Origin of the sequence: Paracoccus sp. (in: a-proteobacteria) (assembly GCF_046289755.1) — a bacterium.
GTDB lineage: Bacteria > Pseudomonadota > Alphaproteobacteria > Rhodobacterales > Rhodobacteraceae > Paracoccus.
This window is the reverse complement of record NZ_JBKBVD010000028.1, coordinates 1-25098: the sequence shown is the minus strand read 5'-3', so window position 1 is coordinate 25098 and position 25098 is coordinate 1. Positions and strand designations below refer to the sequence as shown.

The following is a 25098-nucleotide window of genomic DNA, read 5'->3' as shown; positions in this document are numbered from 1 at the left end:
GGATCTCCTCTGTCGCTTGCGCAAGGGTAACGGCGCGGCGGGCCGCTGACCAGAACCCGCCCAGGCGGCAGTTGGTTCAGGCCGGGGCCGCGTCGTCCAGCCGCAGGCGCAGCCGCTCGCGCCCGCCCCAGGTGGACAGGTCCAGCTTGCCCGCCAGATGAAAGCGCCGCCCCCTGGCGCCGGACAGCGCAGGCCCAAGCGGGCCATCCATCGCGCCCCAGACCACGGCCTCCAGCGCCGGGCCGCCCGCGCTGCGGAACTGCAAGCGCAGATGGCGGTCGCCCATGGTGGCGACGCTGTCGATCAGCTGATCGGCAAAGGCGAAACGTGGCGCCGGGGCGGCCTGACCGAAGGGACCGGCATCCTCCAGCATCCGATACATCTGCGGGGTCGCGCCCGAGGGCTCCAGCAGCCCCGAGATGCGCAGATCGCCCGCGCCGCGGCGCCCGTCCAGATCGCGGGCGATCAGATCAGACAGGCGCTGCATGGCGGGGGCGATCTTCGCCTCCTCGACGGTCAGACCCGCCGCCATCTTGTGCCCGCCGCCCTTCAGCAGCAGCCCCTCCTGCGCCAGCCGCTGGATCGCATGGCCCAGATCGACCCCGGGAACCGAGCGGGCGCTGCCCTTGCCGATCCCGCCCTCGACCCCGATCACAACCGAGGGCAGGTCGGTGGCCTCCTTGACGCGGGCGGCGACGATGCCCACGACGCCCGGATGCCAGCCATCGCCCGCAGCCCAGGACAGGCGCGTATCGCCCCGCGCCTCGACCTGCGCCAGCGCCTCTTCGCGCACGGCAGCCTCGATCGCGCGGCGGTCGCGGTTCAGCTCGTCCAACTGGGTCGCCAGACGCACGGCCTCGCGCGGGTCGCGGCAGGCCAGACATTGCGCGCCCAGATCGGCGCGCCCCACCCGGCCCCCGGCATTGATGCGCGGCCCCAGCAGAAAGCCCAGATGAAAGGCGGCAGGCGGCCCGTCCAGCCGCGCAATATCGGACAGGGCCACCAGCCCGGGCCGCTGCCTGCGCGCCATCACGGCCAGCCCCTGCCGCACAAAGGCGCGGTTCACCCCGATCAGAGGCGCCACATCGGCCACCGTCGCCAGCGCGACCAGATCCAGCATCGCCATCAGATCCGGCTCGGGCAACCCGCGCCCGCGCAGCACCCGGCCCGCCTGCACCAGTGTCAGAAACACCACACCCGCCGCGCACAGATGGCCCAGACTGCCATCCTCATCCATCCGGTTGGGGTTCACCACGGCCAGCGCGGGGGGCAGCGTCTCGCCCCCCAGATGGTGGTCCAGCACGATCACATCGCAGCCCGCCGCCGCCGCCAGCGCGTCATGGGACAGGGTGCCGCAATCGACGCAGACAATCAGATCATGGGCTGCGGCCAGTCCGGCCATGGCGGGGGCGTTGGGGCCATAGCCCTCGTCGATCCGGTCGGGAATATACAGGGTCGCCTGCCGCCCCTGACTGTGCAGCCAGTCGATCAGCAGCGCCGCCGAGGACCCGCCATCGACATCGTAATCGGCAAATATCGCAATCCGCTGCCCCGCTACGGCGGCCTCGACCAGCCGCACCGCCGCCCGCTCCATATCGCGCAACGCCAGCGGATCCGGCAGCAGGTCGCGCAGCCGCGGGGTCATGAACCCGGCCACATCCTCCGGCGCCACGTCCCGCTCGGCCAGCACCCGCGCCACCGCGATCGGCAGGCCCGCCTGCTGCGCCAGCCCCTCGGCCCGCCGCTCCAGTCCGGCCTCAGGGCCGATCCAGCGCCGCCCGCTGATCGAGCTGTCCACGCCCAGATATGCCACGCTGCCTCGTCTTCTTCTTCACGAAAATATCCCGGGGGGAGTCCCCGACAGGGGACGGGGGGCAGCGCCCCCCTTTCACCCCGCCTAACCTATTTGACCGGGTTGCGATAGATCATCCGCCGCACCGAGCCGGTCTTGGACCGCATCAGGATCGTTTCGGTGGTCAGATAGCCCGGCTCGCGCTTGACGCCAGCGACGACCGAGCCATCGGTCACCCCGGTCGCGGCAAAGATCACGTCATCGGTGACCAGATCGTCGCGCGCATAGATCCGGTCCAGATCGGTGATCCCGGCCTTGCGGGCGCGGCCCTTTTCATCCTCGTTGCGGAACATCAGCCGGCCCCACATCTGCCCGCCCATGCATTTCAGCGCCGCCGCCGCCAGCACCCCTTCGGGCGCGCCGCCCGAGCCCATATACATGTCGATGCCGGTCAGCTGAGCCTCGGCGCAGTGGATCACACCCGCCACATCGCCATCGGTGATCAGACGGATCGCGGCACCGGTCTCGCGGACCTCGGCGATCATGTCCTCGTGGCGGGGGCGTTCCAGAATGCAGACGGTGATGTCAGAGGGCGCGCAGCCCCGTGCCGCCGCCAGTGCGCGCACACGATCGGCAGGCGACATGTCCAGGCTGACGACATCGACCGGATAGCCCGGCCCCACGGCCAGCTTGTCCATATACACGTCGGGCGCGTGCAGCAGCGTGCCGCGCGGCGCCATGGCGATCACGGTCAGCGCGTTGGGCATGTCCTTGGCGGTCAGGGTGGTGCCTTCCAGAGGGTCCAGCGCGATGTCCACGTCGGGGCCAATGCCGGTGCCGACCTCTTCGCCGATGAACAGCATCGGCGCCTCGTCGCGCTCGCCCTCGCCGATCACGACCACGCCCTTGATGTCCAGCATGTTCAGCTGGTCGCGCATGGCGTTGACGGCGGCCTGATCGGCGGCCTTCTCGTCGCCGCGACCGATCAGCCGGGCCGACGCATGGGCCGCCGCCTCGCTGACGCGGGCCAGCCCCAGAGACAGCATGCGGTCGTTGAAATCTTTCGGCGCGGTCATGTCCCTCGTCCCTCTTGTCCTGAGTTCAGGTGGCTTTTAGGGACCGGCTGTTCCAGCGGCAAGCCTGCGCGCGCTAACGTATCAGCTTTCTGACAGCTCCAGCGCCAATGCGTGGATGCGCGGCAGAATGTCGCCCAATGTGGCATGGACCAGCCGGTGGCGGCCGATCCGGCTGAGCCCGGCAAAGCGGGGGCTGCTCATGCGGATGCGGAAATGGCTTTCGCCGCCCTCGCGAAAGCCCGCATGGCCGCGATGGGCCTCGCTTTCGTCCGTGACCTCAAGATGCCGGGGCTCAAGCACGGCCAGCCGGGCGGACATCTCATCGGCAATCATCGTCTTCTGCATGGCGTCAAGCCCTTTCATGTCCCGGTAAATAGCATAAACTGCCGCCTCCGAGTCGCAAAGGTGCCCCCGACATGAGCAAGAACGACCCGTTCGGTTTCGACATTTCGGCCGCAAAGGACAAGAAGCGCAAGGCGAAGGGGCGGCGCGGCATGTCCGGCGCTTTCGAGACCTCGACCCGCATGTGCGAACGCGAGGGCTGCAACGAGCCGGGCCAGTATCGCGCGCCCAAGAACCCCCGGAATCTGGACGATTATTTCTGGTTCTGCAAAGAGCATGTGCGCGAGTACAACGCGAACTGGAACTATTTTCAGGGTCAGTCCGAAGAGGAATTCCAGCAGTTCATCGACAACGCCACCGTATGGGAACGTCCGACCAAGCCCTTTGGCCGGGCCGCAGAGGAACAGAAATGGGCGCGTCATGGCGTCAGCGACCCGCTGGAGATCCTGGGTGCGAACGGCACCGCCCCTGAGGCCCGCGCCCAGTCCTCGGCGCGCAAGCTGCCGCCGACCGAGCGCAAGGCGCTGGATATTCTTGAGGCCAAGGACCACTGGACCCGCACCGAGATCCGCAAGCAGTACAAGTCGCTGGTCAAGGATCTGCATCCCGACATGAATGGCGGCGACCGGTCTGACGAGGACCGGCTGTCCGAGGTCGTCTGGGCCTGGGATCAGATCAAGGACAGCCGCTTTATCCGCGACTAGGTCCGCGAGGGCGCAAGGGGGCTGCCGCCCCCGTCGCTTTCAGCGACTCCCCCGCGGATATTTGCGGACCGCTGCAGGAGGGGTGCGGCGCGGTGGCAGGGCGGTCGCGGCAAGGATCAGTGCCAGCAGGATGACTGCGGGCAGGTCGCCGGTGCGGGTCCACGGGGTCGGGGGCAGGGCTCCGGGCAGGGGGGCGTCGATCTTTCCCGCCGCGTTCAGGGGCAGGCTGGCGCGGATCTGGCCGCGTGCGTCGATCACGGCGCTGACGCCGGTATTGGCCGCGCGCACCATGGGCAGGCCGGTTTCGATGGCGCGCAGCCGGGCCTGCGCCAGATGCTGGTAGGGCCCCGAGATGCGGCCGAACCATGCGTCATTGGTGGCCTGCAGCAGCCATCCGGGGCGCTGGTCGGGCGCGCGCAGGTGCTGGGGAAAGATCGCCTCGTAGCAGATCAGGGGCTGAAAGTCGGGGGCGCCGGGGGCGCGCATCAGTTGCGGGCCGGGACCGGGGGTGTAGCCATTGCCCGCTTGTGCGGCGAAGGCGGTGATGCCGAACCGCGCCAGCGTGTCGCCCCAGGGGATATATTCGCCGAAGGGCACGAGGTGAAACTTGTCATAGACCTGTGTGACCCGGCCTCCGGGGGCGATGGTGGTCAGGCTGTTGTAAAAGCGCGTGCCCTCGCGGCGCTGGATGCCCATGATCAGGGGGGCGTCTGCGGCCTCGGACATGACCGGCAGGACCTCGTCCGCCTGATCCAGCAGGAAGTTCACCGCCGTTTCGGGCCAGATCACCAGATCACGCGGGCCGGGTTCGGCCGAGAGGTCCAGCAGGCGGCGAAAGAACAGGGCCGAATAGTCGGGATCCCATTTCAGATGTTGTGCGGCGTTGGGCTGGACGATGCGCAGCCGTGTGGGATGGTCCGGCGGAAGCGGTGCGGCAAGGCGCGTCAGCCCCACCGCCCAGAGCGCGCCGGTCAGCGCCGCCGCAAGGGCTGCCCCCGGCGCGATGCCACCGAGGCGCGGCGTCATCGGGCGCCAGAGCAGGGTCGGCAGCGCCGCCAGCCCCAGAGTCAGCGCCGACAGGCCGATGGCGCCGATCCATGCCGCCGACTGGCCCAAGGGCGTGTCGATCCAGACATGGCCGGTCAGCGCCCAGGGAAAGCCGGTAAAGATCCAGCCGCGCAGCCAGTCCGACAGGACCAGCGCTGCCGCGATCGCCAGCGCCCGACGTCGCCAGCCGCCTGCGAGACGCGCGGCGGCCCATGCTGGCAGGGCCCAGAACAGCCCGCCGCCAAGGGCCATCAGCGCCAGAGCAAAGGGCGCCATCCAGCCGTGGATCTGTGGCTGCACGAGGAAGGGTTCGACGATCCAGAACAGGCCGAGCGCGAACCAGCCGGTGCCTGCTGCCAGAGCATGCCAGAAGGCCGCCGCCGGGCGTGCGCGGGCAAGGCGCCAGATCAGCAGGCCAAGCCCTGCCAGCGTGGCGCCCCAGATCCCGAATGGCGCCAGACCCAGCGCCGCCAGAGCGCCCAGCCCGAAATCGGGCCAGAGCTGTCTGAGGGGGGGCCTGCCGCGGCGGGTCAGCCGCGGCGGGTGCAGGCGGGATCGGGTCAGGCGGGCGCGCATTACGCTTGGGTGTCGGCTGCGTCCCTGGGCTGAGCGCCATCCGCATCGGCCGTATCCGCTTTCTTGCGGCTGCGGCGCGGTTTCGGCGCGGGGGCTTCGGCGGCTCCGGCTTCGGGCGTGTCGGTCTTTTTGCGACGGCTGCGGGTCGCCCTGGGCTTGGGCTCTGCGGTGTCAGCGGCTGCGGGCTGTTCGGCTGCGGCCTCGTCCGGCGTGTCTGCCGGCTTTGCCGCCGGTTTGCGGCTGCGGCGGGGCTTGGGGGCCGGTTCGGCCTCGGCTTCGGGCGCGTCGGTCTTTTTGCGACGGCTGCGGGTTGCCTTGGGCTTGACCTCTTCGGCGACCGGGGCCGGGGCCTCGGGCTGAACGGGGTCAGTTTGCGGGGCGTCCGGTTGCGGCGCCTCGCTGATCGCGGCTTCGGGTTGGGTCGGTGCCTCGGTCCCAGCAACCGGGGTCCCAGCAACCGGGGTCACAGCATCCGTGCCGGGTTCTGCCACCTGTTGCGGCGCCTCGGTCTCTGCCGGTTTGCTGCGCGAGCGGCTGCGGCTGCGCTTGGGCTTTGCGGGCGCATCAGTCGCAGGCGCCGGGGTGCTGTCGGCGACGGACTCGGTCACGTCGTCGCCGGTGTCGGCGGCGCTGGCGAGGCTGCTGCGCAGTTCAACCAGCATAAAGCCGGGGACGTGATCGCCCATGCCGACGATCCGGGGGCCGCGATTGTCCGAGCCGTTGCGTCCCCGCCCGCCATCGCGTCCGCCATCGCGGCCACCCTCACGGCCACTCTCACGGCGGTCGTCCTGGCGTTCCGGGCGCCGTTCGTCGCGCCGGTCTTCCTGACGCTCGGGGCGGCGTTCCGTCCGCGGCTCGTCGCGGCGTTCGGGCGCGGCGGGGCGTTCTTCGGTGCGGTTGGGCTGCTGCACAGGCGCAGGTGCAGGGGCCGGGGCTGCCGCTGCGGGCTGGTCCTCGTCGCGGGGCTTGCTGCTGCGGCGGCGGGTGCGGGCGCCACCGGGGCGGCTCTCGCGTTCGTCGTCGCGGCTGTGCGGGGCGGGGGCGGCAGCGTCCGAGGTCGAGAAGCCTTCGGGCAGCGGCGCGCGGGGCAGGGTCTGTTTCACAAGCGCCTCGATTGCGGTCAGGTATTTCTCGTCGGACGGGATCGCGATGCTGATCGCGGTGCCAAGGCGGCCCGCACGGCCGGTGCGGCCGATGCGGTGGACGTAATCCTCGGCATGGCTGGGCAGGTCATAGTTCAGCACATGGCTGACGGCCGGAATGTCCAGACCGCGCGCCGCCACATCAGAGGCGATCAGCAGCCGCAGCTTGCCGTCGCGGAAGGATTCCAGCGTGCGGGTCCGCTGGCTTTGTTCCAGATCGCCATGGATCGGGGCCGCGTCATAGCCGTGCTTGGCCAGCGATTTGGACAGGATGTCCACATCGACCTTGCGGTTGCAGAAGATGATGGCGTTGGTCAGCTTTTCGGCTTCGGCCTCGATCAGGCAGCGCAGCAGGTCGCGCTTCTGCTTGGCGGTCTGATCCTTGCGCGAGGGGCGCAGCTCGACCAGGCGCTGGGTGATCGTTTCGCTGGTGGTGGCCTGACGGGCGACCTCGATCCGCTCGGGCGAATGCAGGAAGGTGTTGGTGATCCGCTCGATCTCGGGCGCCATGGTGGCGCTGAAGAACAGCGTCTGGCGGGTGAAGGGCGTCATCTGGAAGATGCGCTCGATATCGGGGATGAAGCCCATGTCCAGCATGCGGTCGGCCTCGTCCACGACCATGATCTGCACGCCGGTCAAGAGCAGCTTGCCGCGTTCGAAATGGTCCAGCAACCGGCCGGGCGTCGCGATCAGCACATCGACGCCGCGGTCGATCAGCTTGTCCTGCTCGCCAAAGCTGACGCCGCCGATCAGCAGCGCCTTGGTCAGGCGGGTGTGCTTGGCGTAGATGTCGAAATTCTCGGCCACCTGGGCTGCCAGTTCGCGCGTCGGGCACAGCACCAGGCTGCGCGGCATGCGCGCGCGCGCACGGCCACGACCCAGAAGCGTGATCATCGGCAGCACGAAGCCCGCCGTCTTGCCGGTGCCGGTCTGTGCGATCCCCAGCACGTCACGGCCCTGAAGCGCGGGCGGGATGGCGCCGCACTGGATCGGGGTCGGGGTCTCATATCCTGCCTCGGCGATGGCCTGCAGAACCTTGGGGTCGAGTTTCAGATCGGAAAACTTGGTCATTCGGGGCTTTCTGTGTTCACGCCCCGTGGGGGCGTGCTGCGTTCCATGCCGCGCGCAATGCGTTTTGCGGCTGTGATGGGACGCAGTTTCAGACGCCCCGCCTGTCGCCTGCCGGATGCAGGTCGCCCATGCCAGTAGACCAACAGCCGCGCCGCGTCAAGAATTGCCGCCGCGCAAGGGTGACACAGGCGCCTCAGACGGTTGACCTTTTGGCCTTTGCATCGTTTAGGTGACGACCGGAACCAGCCGGGGGCACCGATGAACCTGTTTAACGACATCCGCGCAGTCGTTCTCGACGCGCTGCACCAGATGGCCGGGGCGGGCGAACTGCCGCAGGGCCTGGACCTTGCCAATGTGACGGTCGAGCCACCGCGCGATCCCGCGCATGGCGACATGGCCACCAATGCCGCGATGGTGCTGGCCAAGCCTGCGGGCATGAAGCCGCGCGAGATTGCCGAAAAGCTGGCCGCGCGCCTGACCGATCCGCGCATCGCCAGCGCCGATGTGGCGGGGCCGGGGTTTCTGAACCTGCGGCTGGCGCCCTCGGTCTGGCAGGGCGTCGTGGCGGCGGCCTTGCAGGCGGGCGCGGGCTTTGGGCGTTCGGATCTGGGCGCAGGCAGCAAGGTCAATGTCGAATTTGTCAGCGCCAACCCCACCGGCCCCATGCATGTGGGCCATGTGCGTGGCGCGGTGTTTGGCGATGCGCTGGCGCGGCTGCTGGCCTTTACCGGCCATGACGTGACGCGCGAATATTATATCAACGATGGCGGCGCGCAGGTCGATGTGCTGGCGCGGTCCGCCTATGAGCGTTACCGCGAGGCGCACGGGCTGGAGCCTGAAATCCGCGAGGGCCTGTATCCCGGCGATTACCTGATCCCGGTGGGCGAGGCGCTGAAGGCGCGCTTTGGCGACAGCCTGCTGGATCGCCCCGAAGAGGACTGGCTGGAAGACATCCGCAATTTTGCCACCGAACAGATGATGGAGCAGATCCGCGGCGATCTGGCCATTCTGGGCGTGCAGATGGATGTCTATTCCAGCGAAAAGGCGCTGTATGGTACGGGCCGGATCGAGGCGGCGATTGCCCGGCTGGAAAGCATGGACCTGATCTATCGCGGCACGCTGGAACCGCCCAAGGGCAAGCTGCCCGAAGACTGGGAGGCGCGCGAGCAGTTGCTGTTCCGTTCATCCGCGCATGGCGATGATGTCGACCGCCCGATCCAGAAATCGGATGGCGCATGGACCTATTTTGCCCCCGACATCGCCTATCACTGGGACAAGATCGAGCGCGGCTTTGACAAGCTGATCGACGTGTTCGGCGCCGACCATGGCGGCTATGTCAAGCGCATGAACGCGGCGGTCAAGGCGCTGTCGAACGGGCGCGTGCCGCTGGATGTCAAGCTGGTGCAGCTGGTCAGGCTGTTCAAGAACGGCGAGCCTTTCAAGATGTCCAAGCGCGCGGGCACCTTTGTCACCCTGCGCGATGTGGTCGAAGAGGCGGGGGCCGATGTCACCCGCTTTATCATGCTGACGCGCAAGAATGACGCCTCGCTGGATTTCGACTTTGCCAAAGTGCTGGAGCAGTCCAAGGACAACCCGGTCTGGTATGTCCAGTATGCCAATGCGCGGATCAATTCGGTGCTGCGCCGCGCGCACGATGCGGGAATCGCCGTCGACGATTCGACCCTTGCCGGGGCGGATCTGGCGGTTCTGGCCCATCCGGCGGAACTGGAACTGGCGCGGAAAGTGGCGGAATGGCCGCGTCTGGTCGAGCATGCCGCCCGCGCGCATGAGCCGCACCGGGTCGCATTCTTCCTTTACGAACTGGCCTCTGACCTGCATTCGCTGTGGAATCGCGGTAATGACGACACCTCGCTGCGTTTCATCCAGGATGGCGACGCCGCAACCAGCCAGGGAAAAATTGCTCTGGTCCGGGCGGTTGGCGTTGTGATTTCAAGCGGTTTGGGTATTCTTGGCGTCGCGCCGGTGGATGAGATGCGCTGATCAACAGCCACACCGCCGGAGCGTTCGAGCAGTCAAAGATTCAACCGGATCAACCGGCAGGCAGGCAAATGGCAGTGATGGATTTCCGCGAAGGCGGCTATGTTTTCTCGCGGCACAAGGTGAAGCGCGAATTCTCCTACGACCAGGCAGGCTGGGGCCAGCGACCCGGTGATGATCCCGGCGGCCCCGAGGGCGTCCTGCCCGAGCCGGACGGGTTGCCCGCGCGGCTGGTGCGGCTGACCCATTATATGGGCGCGGTCGCCTCGGTCGGGCTGATGGTCGGGCTGATGGCCTGGGGCTGGCAGCTTGTGTCGCGCGACGTCTCCGGCGTGCCGGTGATTTCCGCCATCGAAGGCGAGGCCCGCACGGCCCCCGAGGAACCGGGCGGTCGTCTGACGCCCCATACCGGGCTGGCCGTGAACAACGTGGCCGGCGGCGAGGCTCCTGCGCCGACCCAGCAGGTGGCAATTGCGCCTTCGGCTGTCGATCTGGCGCCGGGCGATCTGCCGATGGGCCAGCTGGGTGCCATCGCACGCGAGCCGGCGAACCCGACCGAAACGCCGCTGACCTTCACCGGCGAGCCCATCGTGCCCCTGTCCGACAGTGAGGCCCGTGCGCAGGCCGAGGCTCAGGCCGCTGCTGCCGCCGAACGCGCGCTGGCCGATCAGGCCGTGAGCGAGGCCGCGATCATCGACGCCCCCGCCGCCGAAGGCCCGATCACCGAGGTTGTCACCGACGAGACCGGCGCCCCCGCACAGGCCACCGCCATCACCGAGGCGCTGGCGCAAGCGCAGGCCGATACCGGGTTGCTGGTCACGTCGGCCCGCCCGGCACCGCGCCCGCGGGTGACCCGTGTGGCGGCGGCGGCCCCTGCGGCGGCCCCCACCCCCGCGCCCGCTCAGGTTCAGGCTCAGGCCACCCCCGCACCGCCGCCCCCGGCGCCGGTCGCGGCCAGCTCTGCCAGCGGCCCGGTCGTGCAGGTCGGCGCCTTTGACAGCAACGCCATCGCCCAGGGCGAATGGACCCGTCTGGCCGGTCGCCATTCCTCGCTGTTCTCTGGCAAGGCCCCGGTGATCCAGCAGCACCAGTCCAATGGCCGCACCTTCTGGCGGCTGCGCGTTGCGGGCTTTGGGGCGCTGTCCGAGGCACGGCAGTTCTGCTCGGCGCTGCAATCCTCGGGCACCGACTGTCTGGCCATCGGCCAGTAAGCCCCCGATGACCCATGGTGCGACCATCCTCGGCGGCATCGCCGGGACCGCCCTGACCCCGGACGAGGCCGCGTTCTTCCGCGAGGCCGATCCCTGGGGCTTTATCCTCTTTGGCCGCAATGTCGACAGCCCCGACCAGCTGCGCCGCCTGACCGGCGATCTGCGCGCGGCGGTGGGCCGCGAGGCGGTCATTACCGTCGATCAGGAGGGCGGGCGCGTCCAGCGCCTGCGCGCCCCCCACTGGACCGACTGGCCCGCGCCGCTGGATCAGGCGCAGGCGGGCAGCCGCGCCATGTGGCTGCGTTATCACCTGATCGGGCAGGAATTGCGCGCGGTGGGCATCGACAGCAACTGCGCGCCGACGCTGGATGTGGCGCAGGCGCAGACCCATCCGTTCTTGCGCAACCGCTGCCTTGGCTCTGATCCGGTGCGCATCGCCGAACTGGGCCGGGCTGCGGCGGACGGCATGCTAGCGGCGGGCGTGTTGCCGGTGGTCAAGCACATGCCGGGTCATGGCCGCGCGCAGGCCGACAGCCATCACGACCTGCCGCAGGTGGACGCGCCGCTGGCGGATCTGGAGGCGCTGGATTTCGCGCCCTTCCGCGCGCTGGCCGACCTGCCGATGGGGATGACCGCGCATATCCGGTTCTCGGCGCTGGACGATGCGCCCGCGACGCAATCGGCGCGCATGATCGGCCTGATCCGTCAGGCGATCGGCTTTGACGGGCTGCTGATGACCGATGACATCACCATGAACGCACTGCCCGGCAGCCATGCCGACCGCGCCACCGCCTCGATCGCGGCGGGCTGCGATCTGGTGCTGCATTGCAACGGCAGCATCGACCAGATGGCCCCGGTGGTCGCCGCCGCTGGCGCCATGACCCCCGCCGCCGCCCGCCGCGCCACCGCCGCGCTGGCCTTGCGCCATGCGCCCGATGCCGCCGATCTGGCAGCACTGCGGGCCGAATGGCAGCGCCTGACGGCTTGACAGCAGGCCGCGCGGGCGGGACTCTGCCCGTCCCAGTCAGGAGACCGCGTGTCAGGCCCCGAACGCCCCTACCTCAAGCCCGTTCCCGACCCGCCCCCGCAGGACGAGCCGGACAGCGATGCCGTCGCCCAACGCCGCGCCGAAGAGGCGCTGATCGTCGATGTCGAGGGCTATGAGGGGCCGCTGGACCTGCTGCTGACGCTGGCGCGCACGCAGAAGGTGGACCTGATGAAGATCAGCGTCCTGCATCTGGCCGAGCAATATCTGGTCTTTGTCGAACGCGCCCGCGCGCTGCGGATCGAGCTGGCGGCCGATTATCTGGTCATGGCCGCGTGGCTGGCCTTTCTGAAATCGCGGCTGCTGCTGCCGCCCGACCCCGAAGCCGAAGGCCCCTCGGCCGAGGATATGGCCGCCCATCTGGCCTTTCAGCTGGAGCGGCTGGCGGCGATGCGGCAGGCGGCGGCGCAGCTGATGGCGCGCGACCGGCTGGGCATCTCGCGCTTTGTCCGGGGCGCCCCCGAATTCGTCGCCCGCAGGCGGCGCACGCAGTGGCAGGCGGGGCTGATCGACCTGATGCGCGCCTATGCGCGGCTGAAGACCCGCGACGAATTCCGCCCCTATGCCTTTGACCGCGACGGCGTCTTCACGATGGAGCAGGCGCTGGAACGGTTGCGCCGCATGATCGGCTTTGCCGGCGAATGGACCGATCTGTCCGCGTTTCTGCCCGACGGCTGGTCCGACGATCCGGCGCGGCGGCGCAGTGCGACCGCTGCGACCTTTGCCGCCGCGCTGGAACTTGCGCGTCAGGGACAGTTGCAGATACGTCAGGCCGAGACTTTCGCGCCCATCCACTATCGGCAGGGACCACATGACCACCGCGACTGACCCCGCCCCCGACTTTCCGCCCCCCCCGCTGGCCCAGCAGGAGCGTATGGCCGAGGCGATCCTTTTCGCCGCGCAGCAGCCCCTGACCCTGCGCGATCTGGCCGAGCGTCTGCCGGTCGGCTGCGACCCCGCCGAGGCGGTTGCCGCCCTGCGCCGCACCTATCAGGGGCGCGGCGTGGTGCTGGAAAAGACCGGCGAAAGCTATGCCTTCCGCACCGCACCCGACCTGTCGTTCCTGATGCAGACCGAGACGGTCGAGACCCGCCGCCTGTCGCGCGCCGCGATCGAGACGCTGGCGATCATCGCCTATCACCAGCCCGTCACCCGCACCGAGATCGAGGAAATCCGCGGCGTTGCCGTCAGCCGGGGCACGCTGGATCAGCTGATCGAGATGGACTGGGTGCGCGTGGGCCGCCGCCGCATGACGCCGGGCCGCCCCGCCACCTTTGTCGTGACCGAGACGTTTCTGGACCATTTCGGCCTCGAATCCGCCCGCGACCTGCCGGGACTGGCCGAGTTGCGCGCCGCCGGGCTGCTGGATGCCCGCCCCCCGTCCGAGGGGCTGGGGCTTTCCCTTGCGCCGCAGGACGGGGATGGTGATATACAGACAGCGCCGGACGAGGATCTGTTCGGAGAGGAGTGATGGAACCGACAGGGGACCGCCGATGAATATGAACCGCATTATTTCGATGTTCACCCGGCTGGTGATGCGCCGGGCGATGAACTGGGGCCTCAACAAGGGCATCTCGCAGGTCTCGCGCAAGGGCACGCGGGCGCGACCTGAGGATGACCACCTGACCGATGATGGCACAGCGCCCCGCACGCCCGCAGGCGCAAAGAAAAAACAGTCCCGCGACATTGCCAAACGCGCCCGCACCGCCAGCCGCATGACCCGCCGCTGACCCTGTGGCCTTTTCGCGCGGCCCGCGCTAGGGCTGCGCGATGGACAATCCTGAATTCGACATCTTTCTCGTTGCCACGCCGGGCCTTGAGGCGCCTCTGGCCGCCGAGGCCGCAGCGCTTGGCTGGCAGCCCGTCACCCAGCCCGGCGGCGTCACCATCCGCGGCGGCTGGCCCGATGTCTGGCGCGCCAACCTGTGGCTGCGCGGCGCCACCCGCGTTCTGGCTCGCATCGGCGGCTTTCGCGCCATGCATCTGGCGCAGCTGGACAAACGCGCGCGCAAATTCCCCTGGGGCGATCTGCTGCGCCCCGATCTGGCGGTGAAGGTGGACACGACCTGCCACGCCTCGCGCATCTATCACGCGGGCGCCGCCACGCAGCGCATCGAACGTGCCATCACCGAGACCACCGGCGCGCCGCTGGCCGCCGATGCGCCCATGGTCGTCAAGGCCCGCATCGACGATGATCTGGTCACCTTCAGCCTCGATACCACCGGCGAATCGCTGCACAAGCGCGGCCACAAGCAGGCCGTCGCCAAGGCCCCCATGCGCGAGACGATGGCCGCGATGTTTCTGGCCGGAATGGGCTTTGACGGCAGCCAGCCGGTCTATGATCCCATGTGCGGCTCGGGCACCTTCGTCATCGAGGCCGCCGAGATCGCGGCGGGCCTCGCCCCCGGCCGCAGCCGTGCCTTTGCCTTTCAGCAGCTGGCGAATTTCGACCCCGCCGCATGGGAGGCCCTGCGCCGTCCCACCCCCGCCCGCGACACACCCGCGCAGTTCTTTGGCAGCGACCGCGACGCAGGCGCCATCCGCATGAGCCTGGCCAATGCCGAACGTGCGGGCGTCACGGCGCTGACGCGGTTCCACATGGCGCCGCTGTCCGATCTGCTGCGCCCCGACTGCGCGCCGGGCATCGTCATCGTGAACCCGCCTTACGGCGCCCGGATCGGCGGCAAAGGCCCGCTGTTCGGCCTGCACGCCGCGATGGGCGAGGTGTTCCGCACCCGCCTGCAAGGCTGGCGTATCGGCATGGTCACCTCCGAGGCGGGGCTGGCCAAGGCCACCGGCCTGCCATGGCAGGCGCCGGGGCCGATCGTGGCGCATGGCGGGCTGAAGGTGCGGCTGTGGCAGACGGGTCCGCTTTAGCGGAACTGCTTGGCCAGTTTCAGGCCCTGCCCCTGATAGTTCGAGGCGATCCCCTCGCCATACATCCGTTCGGGCCGGGCGCGCATCCGCTCATAGACCAGCCGGCCCACGACCTGCCCATGCTCCAGCACAAAGGGCGCCTCGTGGCAGCGCACCTCCAGCACGCCGCGCGCGCCGGTGCCACTGGTGCCGATGCCGAAACCGGGGTCAAAGAACCCGGCATAATGCACGCGAAACTCGCCCACCATCGCCAGATAGGGCGCCATCTCGGCGGCGTAATCGGGCGGGATCGCGACCGATTCGCGGCTGACGAGGATGTAGAAGGCGCCCGGATCAAGGATCAGCCGCCCCTCGGTCGTGCGCAGCTCGTCCCAGAAATCGCGGGCGTCATAGGCGCCGATCCGGTCCAGATCAATCACGCCGCTATGGGGGCGGGCGCGGTAGCCCACCAGATCGCCCGCATCCGGGCACAGATCGACCGAAAAGCCCAGTCCCTGGTCGATCAGCGCAGGCGCGCCGCCGACCAGCGACTGCGCCGCATTCAGGGCCACCAGTTCGGGATCGGACAGCACGGCCTGCCCGTCGCGCAACCGCAGCTGGTTCAGCCGCATGCCGGGGCGGACCAGAACCGAGAAACTGCGCGGGCAGATCTCGGCATAGAGCGGGCCGTCATAGCCCTCGGGCAGGCGGTCGAACTCGGTGCCGTCATCGGTGACCAGCCGCGTCAGCAGATCCAGCCGCCCGGTCGAGGATTTCGCATTTGCCACCGCCGACAGGCCGGGCGGCAGGGCGATCCGCTCCATCAGCGGGATCAGATAGACGCAGCCGCGTTCCAGCACGGCGCCCGCCGACAGGTCCATCTGGTGCATCTGCATGTCGGCCAGCCGGTCGGTGATGCGCCGCCCGCGCCCGGCCAGAAAGCTGGCGCGCAGGCGATAGGCGGTCTGGCCCAGGCGCAGATCAAGGCTGGCGGGCTGGACCTGTTCCGGGGTGACCGGCAGATCGGCGCGGATCACGCCCGTGTCGATCAGGGCGCGGATGTCGACATCAGGCAGAACACCGTTCATCCGGGCCTCGCTGGTTGAATGCTGGTTGTTTGGGGCACAAAAGGGAAACGCCCATCCTCGGCAGAGGACAGGCGTTTTCGGAATGGTCGGGCCGGAGAGATTCGAACTCTCGGCCTTCCGCCCCCCAGACGGACGCGCTAACCAGGCTGCGCCACGGCCCGACGCGCATCGTATAGAGCGATCTTGCAGGGCTGCACAAGGGCCGCGATGCGGATTTCGTCACCAAATCGCAATGTCCTGTCAGGAATGGCCGGTGATGCGCTGGCCAAGCCGGTGCGCCGCCGCGCAGGCCGCAGACCAGCGCGGATCGTTGGGCCGCAGACGTCCCAAAGCACGGCGCAATGTCATCAGGCGGCCCAGCCAGTCGCCGGGCAAAACGCTTGCAGGGGCGGGTGTTCCGGCCATGACGAACAGGGGCAGGTCGGGCTGCTGTGCCGTCCCGGTCGGGTGGTGATCCCGGGCAGGTGGCACGGTTGCTGCGGCCACGGGCGCGGGTGGCGGCGCCGGTTCGCGCGCGGCAGGCGCTGCGCGCTCCGGCTGGACCGGCTGCGCCAGCCGCTGCTCTCCGCGCGCGCGGATCGTCGCGCCCTTGTCGACGGCGATCAGCTTGCGTGCGCCCCGGATGGTCATGCCATCGTCGCGCAGAACTTCGTACAGACCGGCAGCAAGGCGGATGTCATCAGGGCGGTAATAGCGGCGCCCGTCAGGCCGCTTCATCGGTTTCAGCTGTGGAAACTGCGTTTCCCAATAGCGCAGGACGTGGGCAGCGACGCCGATCAGCTGAGCCACCTCGCCGATCGACCGGAATGCGTCGTCACCTTTTTGCATGGTCCCTGCGGTTATCCCTTGCGCTTGTTGCCCGCCGCCACACGTTCTTTCATCAGATGCGACGGGCGAAAGGACAGGACACGGCGCGGTGTGATCGGCACCTCTTCCCCGGTTTTGGGGTTGCGGCCGATCCGCTCGTTCTTGTCACGCACCGAAAAGGTGCCAAAGGACGAGATCTTGACCTGCTCGCCCTGAACCAGTGCGTCCGAGACGTGGTTCAGCACGCTTTCGACCAGTTGTGAAGATTCGTGCCGCGACAATCCGACGTCGCGGAAGACCGCTTCGGCCAGATCCATTCGGGTCAGAGTCTTGTCGCCCATGCTCGTTCCTCAATCTCTGCTGCAAAGGATGCTGCGCTTCGTTCATCCTGTCAACGAGAAGGGCGGGGATATCGTTCCCCGCCCGACACTTGCAAGAGGGATTCGCGCCGATTATTCCGCGCAGGCCGCGATTGTGGCCAGATCCGGGCCGTTCGGAGTGCGGCCCAGATTGAACGGGGCCGAGGCGTCGCGCCAGGTCGCATAATCCTCAAGATAGCCGATCATGCTGGCATAGACCTTGGCCGAATCGGGGTTCTCGCAGGCGACCTCGGTGATGGTCTCGTTGGCCAGTTCCTGAATCCGCTCCAGCGTCGCGTCGTCCAGCCGGTTGATCTCGGTCCCCGCCTCTTCGAACTGGCGATAGGCCTCGGTGGCGCGGCGTTCGGTGAAGGACAGGCTCCACAGCATGGTGGCGTCGGCGGCGACTTTCAGGCGGTCCTGCGTCTGTTCGTCCAGCGCATCCCACGAGGATTTGTTGATCATCACCCCGAAGACCGAGGCCGACTGGTGCCAGCCCGGCGTCGACCAGTATTGCGTCACCTGCTGGAAGCCGCCCGAGTAATCCACGTTGGGCGTCGAGAATTCGGCCCCGTCGATCACGCCACGTTCCAGCGACTGATAGATCTCGCCGCCCGCCATGCTGACCTGATTGCCGCCCAGTTTCTCCAGCAGGCGGCCTTGTTCCAGACCCGACAGGCGCAGGCGCAGCCCCTCCAGATCCTCGATCGTGCGGATCGGCTGGCTGACCGTGCGGAAGCCCGATTCGTTGTTGGTCACGCCATAGGGCAGATAGACCATGCCGAACTGGCCATAGATCTCGTTATACAGATCGGCGCCGCCCCATTCCTGAATCCAGTTCACGTAATCCACGGCGCTGAACAGGCTGGCTGTGGTCGACAGGGGCGAGAACGCGCTGTTGCGCCCCGCCCAATACCCCGGCCAGTCGGCCCCGGCCTGAATCGTGCCCGATTCGACCGCGCCGAACACCTCGCCCGCCGGGACAAGGCTGCCGCCGTCATAGAATTCGATGGTCAGCGTGGCCGGATCGACCAGCTTGCCCACCATATCGACCCAGTATTTGTCGATCTCGATCAGTTCGAGGCTGGAGGGCCATGTCGAGGTCATGGTCCAGGTTTCGGACATCGCGGGTGTGGCAACGGCCAGCGCAATGGCTGCGGTGGACAGAAGTTTCGTCATGTTTCAGAGCCTCCTCGGTGAAAACACGCCTCAGCCATAGAGCGTGGCAGGAAGCCACGTGACCAAAGCAGGGAACAGGATCATCGCGGCGCACATCAGCAGCACCAGCGCGATGAAGGGCAGAACGCCCATGATGATGTCGCCGGTTTTCACATCGGGTGGGGCGATGGCGCGCATGTAGAACAGCGCATACCCGAAGGGCGGCGACAGAAAGCTGGTCTGCAGCACGACGGCCATCAGCACGACGAACCACAAGGGATCGACGCCCATTTCGGCCACCAGCGGCAGAAAGATCGGGAAGGACAGCAGCACGATGCCGGTCCAGTCAAGGAACATGCCCAGAATGAACACGACCAGCAGCATGACGGCGATCAGCGTATAGGGATCGTCGGCCAGCCCCCGGATCAGATCCTGACTGGCGCGCAAGCCGCCGGTGATGTTGAACACGCCGGTGAATGCCGTGGCGCCCACCACGATGAACAGGATCATGGCGCTGGTGCGCCCGGTCTCCAGCAGGGCGGTGTAAAAGCTGGCCCACCGGAACCGCCCGCGCCCGATCACGATCAGCAGCGCCAGAGCCGCGCCGATGGCGCTGGCCTCGGTCGCGGTGGCGATGCCCGCCAGCAGTGATCCCAGGATGCCCAGGATCAGCACCAGCGGCGGCAGCGCCTCGACCACCAGCATCTTCCACATGGCGGCGCGGCTGATCTGGTCGGCGACCTCGACGCGCGGCGCCCAGTCGGGGCGGACCCATGCGACGATCACGACATAGATCGCATACATCACCCCCAGCAACAGCCCCGGCACCATCGCGCCCGCGAACAGCTGCCCCACCGACAGGCCCGGCGCGTAAGACGCCATCAGGATCAGCATGATCGACGGCGGGATCAGAATGCCCAGACAGCCCGAGGCGCCGATCAGCCCCGTCGCCAGCCGCTTGTCATAGCCGTATTGCAGCATCGGGCGCAGCGCCATCACCCCCATCACCGTGATCGAGGCACCGATGATGCCCGTCGTCGCCGCCAGCAGGATCGAGATGAACACGACCGCAAGGCCCAGACCGCCCTTGACTCGCGCCATCAGGTGACGCAGCGCCTCGAACATGCGGTCGGTGACGCCGCTGTCGGACAGGAACCGCGCCATCAGCACGAACAGCGGAATGGCGATCAGCACGTAATTGTCCAGCACATCGCCGAAGATGCGGTTGATGACGATGCCCAGCACCATCGGCTTGCCCGCGATAAAGGCGCCCAGAACGGCGGTGCCGCCCAGCACCATCGCCAGCGGATGCCCCATGAACAGGCCCAGCAGCAGCAGGCCCGACATGACCAGTGCAATCATTTCACCGGACATCGGCAGGCTCCGTCTGATCGGGAAGGTTCTGATAGATATGCGGGGCGCGGTTCAGGATCAGTTTCAGCACCTCGCTGACCCCCTGGATCAGCAGCAGGCAGGCGGCGACGAACATCGCGATTTTCAGCGGATAGACCGGCAGCTGCACGGCGCCATAGGTCAGCTCGCCCTGCCGCCACGAGGTCATGGCGAAATCATAGCTGCGGCGGGTGAAGATCCAGGCGAAGGGGAAGAAAAAGATGACATATCCCGCCACCTCGACCCAGCGGCGCAGGGTGGGGCGCATGGCGGCGGTCAGCAGGTCGACGCGGACATGGGCCTGATGGCGCAGCGCGTAACCGCCCAGCATGATGAAGTAGAAACCGTAAAGCTGCTTGGTGACGTCAAACGCCCACCGGGTCGGCTGACCCAGCATATAGCGCATGAAAACGTCGTAAATGATGATCCCGGCAAACGCGATCGCCACGACCGATACGATTCGGCCCACGACCTCGTTGATGCCGTCGATCAGACGGATGATCGGCACTGACTGAACCCTCCCCAAGGTCGGCAGGTGTCGTTTCTGCACCTGCGCAATGCCAGTGTTCAGATCGGGGAGAGATGTGTCAACAGCCGCCCGTGACGCCGCGGCGTTTTGCACCATGACGTAACGGAAGTTTCGGGGGTTGCAGAATTTCGCCCGTGAGGTGCCGGCCTGCGCAACAGCCTACCAGCGCAGGACGACCGAACCCCAGCTGAGCCCGCCGCCGATCGCCTCGGTCACGATGACCTGTCCGGGCTGAAAGCGCCCTTCGGCATCGGCCACCGACAGCGCCAGCGGGATCGAGGCGGCCGAGGTGTTGCCGTGATCGGCCACGGTCAGCACCACGCGGTCCAGCGGCAGCTGCATCTTTTGCGCGGTGGCGGTGATGATGCGCATATTCGCCTGATGCGGCACCAGCCAGTCGACATCCGCCGAGCTCAGACCGGCCTTGTCCAGCGCATCATGGGCGGTGCGCGCCAGCTTTTCGACCGCATGGCGGAACACCAGATTGCCCTGCATCCGCAGGACACCCGCCGTGCCGGTGGTCGACACGCCGCCATCGACATACAGCAGCTCGCGGTAATTGCCGTCGCTGTTCAGGTCGCAGGCCAGAATGCCGCGATCGCTGCTTTGGCCCGTGCCCGGCTGCGCCTCCAGCACCACGGCCCCGGCGCCGTCGCCGAACAGCACGCAGGTGCCCCGGTCGGTCCAGTCCAGGATGCGCGAAAACGTCTCGGCTCCGATCACCAGCACGCGGCGGCCCAGCCCCGCGCGCAGCATTGCATCGGCATTGGCCAGCGCAAAGACAAAGCCCGCGCAGACGGCCTGCACATCATAGGCAAAGCCGTGCTTCATCCCCAGCCCCTGCTGGACCATCGTGGCCACGGCGGGAAAGGTGAAATCGGGGGTCGAGGTCGCCAGAATGATCCCGTCAATATCCGCCGCCGTGATCCCGGCGCGGTCCAGCGCGGCCTTTGCGGCCCGGATCGCCAGATCGCTGGTGGTCTGACCCTCGGCGGCAAAATGGCGCCGCTCGATCCCGGTGCGGGACCGGATCCATTCGTCGGTCGTCTCGACCTTGTCCTCGAACCAGCTGTTCCAGACAATCCGCTCGGGCAGGTAATGGCCGGTTCCGGTGATGACGGAACGCATGGTCGCAGGGTCGGCCTTCGTGGGGTCGGGGATCAATTCGCGGCTCCTGCTTCGCCGGGTGCTGCTGCCGGGGCGCCTTGTGCGACGCGCGCGGCCAGCCGGTCCTGAAAACCCGATTTCGACAGGGTGAAGGCCAGCTTGATCGCCGCCGACACGCCCATCGCATCCGCCGAGCCATGCGATTTGACCACGGTGCCATTCAGGCCAAGAAAGATCCCGCCATTCACACGGCGCGGATCAATCCGCTTTTGCAGGCGGCGCAGCGAGGTCATCGCCAGAAGGGCTGCGAATTTTGACATGATGGATTTCGAGAACGCGTCCTTGAGAAAATCTCCGACCAGCTTGGCCGTCCCTTCCCCGGTCTTCAAGGCGATGTTGCCTGTAAAACCATCCGTCACGATCACGTCTACGCGGGCCGAGGGCAGATCGCCCCCTTCCACAAAGCCGACATAGCTGAACTGCGCGTCCGCCGCGGCGGCGCGGATCAGGTCGTCGGCCTGTTTCAGCTCGGTCCGGCCCTTGTGTTCCTCGGTGCCCACGTTCAGCAGGCCGATCCGGGGCATCTCCAGCCCCATGCCGTTGCGCGCATAAGAGGCGCCCATCAGCGCATATTGCAGCAGGTCATGGGCGTCGGCGCGGATATCGGCGCCCACATCCAGCATGATGTTGAACCCCTGCGGATTGCGCGAGGGCCACATGCAGGCAATGGCAGGGCGGTTCACGCCCGGCAGTTTGCGCAGGCGCAGCATCGACAGCGCCATCAGCGCGCCGGTATTGCCGCAGGACACGGCCACGCTGGCCTCGCCCGCGCGGACCGATTCGATGGCGGACCACATCGAGCTGCCGGCGCCCTTGCGGACGACCTGACTGGGCTTGTCCTCCATCGTCACGACCGTGTCGGCGTGACGGATCTCGCAGCGACCGGCCAGCGCCTTGCGGCGGCCGATCAGACCGCGCAGCACCTCGCCATCGCCATGCACGATGAACCTGATGTCAGGGTTCTTGTCGGCACTGGCCGACATGCCGGCCACCACCGCAGACGGGCCACGGTCGCCGCCCATCGCATCAACCGAAATCACCACGCTGCCCCCGGTCTGGGGGACGCGCGGTGCGTGCGGGGTCGCGGGATCAACGCTCATGAAATGGCCGGACCAGACCCGATCAGGCCGCGTCTTCGTCCAGGTCGATCTCGTTCGCCTGCGCGATGACCTCGCGACCGGCATAATGGCCGCAGGACGGGCAGACGTGATGCGGGCGCTTCAGCTCGCCGCAATTGGTGCATTCGTTCGGGTTGCCCGCGACCAGCGCGTCATGCGCACGGCGCATGTTGCGTTTGGAGCGGGTTACGCGATTCTGAGGGACAGCCATGTCACCACCTCGGTTTTGTCTGGGTGCGGCGTGGCAACGCCTTGGCACCGGGAGATTTGAATTCGTAAATGAACCGCGCAGATACGCGAAGAGCGCCCCGCCCGCAAGCCCTCGCGGCTGCGGAGGAACAGGTTTATCGGACAAGACAGCACGATTGCGGCGCCATAAAGCCCCTGTCCCCGCAAGGCAAGCCGATTCGGTGTCTGCGGCCTCAGACCGGCTTGTCGCCGTCGCCGCGCAGCAACTTGTCCAGCCCGGCAAAGGGGCGGCGCCTGTCCTCGGCCTGCCCGGCTTCGGTTTCGGGTGCGGCCCCGGTCAGTTCCGCACCCTCCGCGCGCGGATAGGGCGGCAGCGCCAGCGACAGCGCCTCGGTCATGGCGGCGGTCAGGTCGATGAAGCTGCCAAGCGGCTCCAGCGTCTCGTCGGGCATCTCGGTCTCATCGGCATCGGGCTCCGACAGATGCGGAGAGAAACGCAACTGCACCTTTTCGTCGATTTCGGTGCGCACGGGTTTCAGCGTCACCACGCAGGCCTGCGTCGCCCGCGCCGTCAGCCGCCCGTCCAGCCGCCAGCCATCGCCGCTTTCGGCGCGCACATCGCCGCTGAACTCCAGCCGGGTCAGCGCATTGACGCCCAGTTCGGCGGCAATGGCCGCACGCACCTCGCCGCTGGGGCGCAGCAGAAAGCCGGTGGCGGTGTTCGGGTTCAGATGCGCCACGCGCAGGCGCTGCGGATGGGCCTGCGGGTCGGCGATCTTCAGGTCGGGTCTGGGGTCTGCCACAATGCGGCCTTCTGTGCTGGGCGGCGGAACGCGGCCCGTGGATTGTCATTCTTGCCCATGGATTGTCATTCTTGAGCGTGCGGGCCGAGTTTGCTAGGCAGGGCCAGCCGCGTCAACCGCCCCCAGGGGCACCCAAGGTGAGGAACCTGCCCCATGTCAGCCATCAGACACCTGCTGACCATCGCGATCCTGGCCGTTCTGGGGCTTGCCGCCTGTACGCCGGTCTATCGCAATCACGGCTATGTGCCGCCCGAAACGGATCTGGCGCAGGTGCAGGTGGGCCAGACGCATATGGACGACCTGCCCGGCCTGATCGGGCGCCCCTCGGCGCAGGGCCTGCTGACCGGGTCGGGCTGGTATTACGTCGGCTCGCGCTGGCGCGATTACGGCGCCGCCCCCGCGCGCGAGGTTGACCGTCAGGTCGTCGCCATCACGTTCGCGCCCGGCGGCACGGTCAGCAATATCGAACGCTTCGGGCTGGAGCGGGGCCGCGTCGTCACCCTGTCACGCCGCGTGACCGAGGGCAGCGTGACCGAGATTTCGCTGATCGGCCAGCTTCTTGGCAATCTGGGCAACTTCCAGGCCGGCGACTTCATCGACTGATCGCGGCGCGGGTGGTGCTCACACCGCCCGCACCAGCTCACCCGCCAGCCGGTGCAGTTCGTTGCGATACCCGGTCCGGGCCGAGGGCTGGTCCGGGTCCGAGGTGATCGCGACCACGCTGGCAGGCTGGCGCCCCGATGCCGGGAACACATAGACCATCTGCCCGCCATAGCCCCAGCCATAGCGCACCGCGCGCCCCCCGATCTGGCCCCCGATCCGGCCGACAAACCAGCCATAGCCATACCCCTCGCCGCTGAAGACCGAGGCCGTGCGCGACTGCCAGCTTTCGTCGATCCATGCGGCGGGCACCACCTGCTGCCCGCCCGCGCGACCGCCTTGGGCATAGGTCGCGCCAAAGGCCAGCAGCGAGCGGGTGCTCATCGCCATCTGGTTGCCGCCCAGATAGATGCCCTGCGGGTCGCGGTCCCAGCCGGTGATGGCAAAGCCGGGGATCGGCCCCAGCCAGTCGCGCGCCACCGCCAGCAGCGGCCGCCCCGTCACCCGCGTCAGCACCGCCGCCACCAGATGGGTCGAGGCGGTGGAATACTGCATCCGCCCGACGGGGGCTTGGGTGAAGGGCGCGGCCAGCGCGGCGCGCACCCAGTTGCGGCTGCTGACCCAGCGCCCGTAATTGGCGCCCGACTGCCGCTCCAGCCCCGCCTGCATCGACAGCAGATGCCCCAGCGTGATCTGGTTCAGGCGCGGATCGGGATTGGCAGGCAGGTCCCCGCGCAGGATCGGCGCGATCGGCTGATGCACACCCTCCAGCAACCCGCGCCCGATGGCGATGCCCGCCAGCGCCGAGATCACCGATTTCGAGGCCGATTTGATATTCGTCGGGCTGTCGGGCGAAAAGCCGTGATAGCCTCGGGCGGCGATTTCCGCGCCACCCCGCCAGACGGCAATGGCGCGCAACGGCTCCAGCGCGTCGGCGCGCGCGAGCAGGGGGGCAAGGCTGGCCTCGGCCCGCGAGGGGGCCAGCGCGGGCGCGGCCAGCAGCGGCGCAAGGCCGGCGGTCAGGATCA

At 68.0% G+C, this 25098-nt stretch carries 23 protein-coding genes, 1 tRNA gene and 2 pseudogenes; 9 read left to right on the top strand and 17 right to left on the bottom strand.

The features are described 5' to 3' along the window. Positions 1-76: 76 nt before the first annotated feature. The 3 genes from recJ to ACK41U_RS11640 form a co-directional block, all read right to left on the bottom strand. Entirely contained in the window at positions 77-1813 is a 1737-nt protein-coding gene (recJ, locus tag ACK41U_RS11650) for a single-stranded-DNA-specific exonuclease RecJ (protein ID WP_409680116.1), read from the bottom strand. 89 nt (positions 1814-1902) lie between these two features. Continuing rightward, entirely contained in the window at positions 1903-2868 is a 966-nt protein-coding gene (gene glpX, locus ACK41U_RS11645) for a class II fructose-bisphosphatase (protein WP_409680113.1), read from the bottom strand. Between the two features lie 81 nt (positions 2869-2949). After that, positions 2950-3201 carry a BolA family protein gene (locus ACK41U_RS11640; RefSeq protein ID WP_409680182.1) on the bottom strand — a complete coding sequence of 84 codons (252 nt, stop codon included), beginning with the start codon at positions 3199-3201 and terminating at the stop codon, positions 2950-2952. 83 nt (positions 3202-3284) lie between these two features. On the opposite strand from ACK41U_RS11640, the gene ACK41U_RS11635 reads away from it, so the two are divergent. Continuing rightward, positions 3285-3914, top strand: a complete 630-nt coding sequence (locus ACK41U_RS11635) for a DnaJ domain-containing protein (RefSeq protein WP_409680111.1) — start codon at positions 3285-3287, stop codon at positions 3912-3914. Positions 3915-3953: 39 nt separating this feature from the next. On the opposite strand, the gene lnt is transcribed toward ACK41U_RS11635, so the two are convergent. Continuing rightward, complete coding sequence (gene lnt / locus ACK41U_RS11630) at positions 3954-5537, bottom strand: apolipoprotein N-acyltransferase (RefSeq protein WP_409680108.1); 1584 nt, start codon at positions 5535-5537, stop codon at positions 3954-3956. 554 nt (positions 5538-6091) lie between these two features. Then, positions 6092-7750 (bottom strand): annotated as a pseudogene (locus ACK41U_RS11625) (DEAD/DEAH box helicase); the annotation flags it as partial. Between the two features lie 258 nt (positions 7751-8008). Here ACK41U_RS11625 and argS point away from each other — a divergent pair. The 7 genes from argS to ACK41U_RS11590 all read left to right on the top strand — a co-directional run bounded on the left by argS (position 8009) and on the right by ACK41U_RS11590 (position 14881). After that, a complete protein-coding gene (argS, locus tag ACK41U_RS11620) occupies positions 8009-9751 on the top strand; it encodes an arginine--tRNA ligase (RefSeq protein ID WP_409680105.1) in 1743 nt (580 codons plus the stop codon). Positions 9752-9819: 68 nt separating this feature from the next. Then, positions 9820-10959: an SPOR domain-containing protein gene (locus tag ACK41U_RS11615; RefSeq protein ID WP_409680102.1), complete on the top strand. Its 1140-nt coding sequence runs from the start codon at positions 9820-9822 to the stop codon at positions 10957-10959. A 7-nt stretch (positions 10960-10966) separates the two neighbouring features. Beyond that, complete coding sequence (gene nagZ, locus ACK41U_RS11610) at positions 10967-11947, top strand: beta-N-acetylhexosaminidase (RefSeq protein WP_409680099.1); 981 nt, start codon at positions 10967-10969, stop codon at positions 11945-11947. Between the two features lie 48 nt (positions 11948-11995). Further along, on the top strand, positions 11996-12832 hold the full coding sequence (locus ACK41U_RS11605; protein ID WP_409680096.1) for a segregation and condensation protein A: 837 nt from the start codon (positions 11996-11998) through the stop codon (positions 12830-12832). After that, positions 12816-13475 carry an SMC-Scp complex subunit ScpB gene (gene scpB, locus ACK41U_RS11600; protein WP_409680093.1) on the top strand — a complete coding sequence of 220 codons (660 nt, stop codon included), beginning with the start codon at positions 12816-12818 and terminating at the stop codon, positions 13473-13475. Before ACK41U_RS11605 ends, scpB begins: the two co-directional genes overlap by 17 nt. A 22-nt stretch (positions 13476-13497) precedes the next feature. Then, positions 13498-13734: a hypothetical protein gene (locus tag ACK41U_RS11595; RefSeq protein ID WP_409680090.1), complete on the top strand. Its 237-nt coding sequence runs from the start codon at positions 13498-13500 to the stop codon at positions 13732-13734. A gap of 40 nt (positions 13735-13774) precedes the next feature. Then, the gene (locus ACK41U_RS11590) at positions 13775-14881 is read left to right on the top strand and encodes a class I SAM-dependent RNA methyltransferase (RefSeq protein ID WP_409680087.1); all 1107 of its coding nucleotides are present in this window, start codon (positions 13775-13777) and stop codon (positions 14879-14881) included. Here the strand turns inward: ACK41U_RS11590 and ACK41U_RS11585 are convergent. The 11 genes and pseudogenes from ACK41U_RS11585 to ACK41U_RS11535 form a co-directional block, all read right to left on the bottom strand. Next, positions 14878-15951 (bottom strand): annotated as a pseudogene (locus ACK41U_RS11585) (2'-deoxycytidine 5'-triphosphate deaminase); the annotation flags it as partial. The gene ACK41U_RS11590 and the pseudogene ACK41U_RS11585 overlap by 4 nt on opposite strands. Positions 15952-16031: 80 nt before the next feature. Then, a tRNA-Pro gene (locus tag ACK41U_RS11580) sits at positions 16032-16109 on the bottom strand. Positions 16110-16188: 79 nt separating this feature from the next. After that, positions 16189-16776, bottom strand: coding sequence for a MerR family transcriptional regulator (locus tag ACK41U_RS11575; protein WP_409680084.1), 588 nt, complete (start codon positions 16774-16776; stop codon positions 16189-16191). Between the two features lie 11 nt (positions 16777-16787). After that, complete coding sequence (ihfA, locus tag ACK41U_RS11570; protein ID WP_409680081.1) at positions 16788-17096, bottom strand: integration host factor subunit alpha; 309 nt, start codon at positions 17094-17096, stop codon at positions 16788-16790. 111 nt (positions 17097-17207) lie between these two features. Beyond that, on the bottom strand, positions 17208-18293 hold the full coding sequence (gene dctP / locus ACK41U_RS11565; protein WP_409680078.1) for a TRAP transporter substrate-binding protein DctP: 1086 nt from the start codon (positions 18291-18293) through the stop codon (positions 17208-17210). 30 nt (positions 18294-18323) lie between these two features. Next, a complete protein-coding gene (locus tag ACK41U_RS11560; RefSeq protein ID WP_409680075.1) occupies positions 18324-19646 on the bottom strand; it encodes a TRAP transporter large permease subunit in 1323 nt (440 codons plus the stop codon). Next, a complete protein-coding gene (locus ACK41U_RS11555; protein ID WP_409680073.1) occupies positions 19636-20172 on the bottom strand; it encodes a TRAP transporter small permease subunit in 537 nt (178 codons plus the stop codon). Before ACK41U_RS11555 ends, ACK41U_RS11560 begins: the two co-directional genes overlap by 11 nt. Before the next feature lie 180 nt (positions 20173-20352). Beyond that, on the bottom strand, positions 20353-21321 hold the full coding sequence (locus ACK41U_RS11550) for a beta-ketoacyl-ACP synthase III (RefSeq protein ID WP_409680180.1): 969 nt from the start codon (positions 21319-21321) through the stop codon (positions 20353-20355). A gap of 32 nt (positions 21322-21353) precedes the next feature. Next, positions 21354-22460 (bottom strand): phosphate acyltransferase PlsX, encoded by a 1107-nt coding sequence (plsX, locus tag ACK41U_RS11545; protein WP_409680070.1) that lies wholly within the window; start codon positions 22458-22460, stop codon positions 21354-21356. Between the two features lie 22 nt (positions 22461-22482). Then, positions 22483-22689, bottom strand: coding sequence for a 50S ribosomal protein L32 (gene rpmF, locus ACK41U_RS11540; protein ID WP_409680067.1), 207 nt, complete (start codon positions 22687-22689; stop codon positions 22483-22485). A gap of 211 nt (positions 22690-22900) precedes the next feature. Beyond that, positions 22901-23470 (bottom strand): YceD family protein, encoded by a 570-nt coding sequence (locus ACK41U_RS11535; protein ID WP_409680064.1) that lies wholly within the window; start codon positions 23468-23470, stop codon positions 22901-22903. Between the two features lie 153 nt (positions 23471-23623). Here ACK41U_RS11535 and ACK41U_RS11530 point away from each other — a divergent pair, with 153 nt between their 5' ends. Next, the gene (locus ACK41U_RS11530; RefSeq protein WP_409680061.1) at positions 23624-24073 is read left to right on the top strand and encodes an outer membrane protein assembly factor BamE; all 450 of its coding nucleotides are present in this window, start codon (positions 23624-23626) and stop codon (positions 24071-24073) included. Positions 24074-24091: 18 nt separating this feature from the next. Here the strand turns inward: ACK41U_RS11530 and ACK41U_RS11525 are convergent. After that, positions 24092-25098 (bottom strand): serine hydrolase domain-containing protein (locus ACK41U_RS11525; RefSeq protein ID WP_409680058.1); only part of this gene is annotated, 1007 nt, incomplete at its 5' end.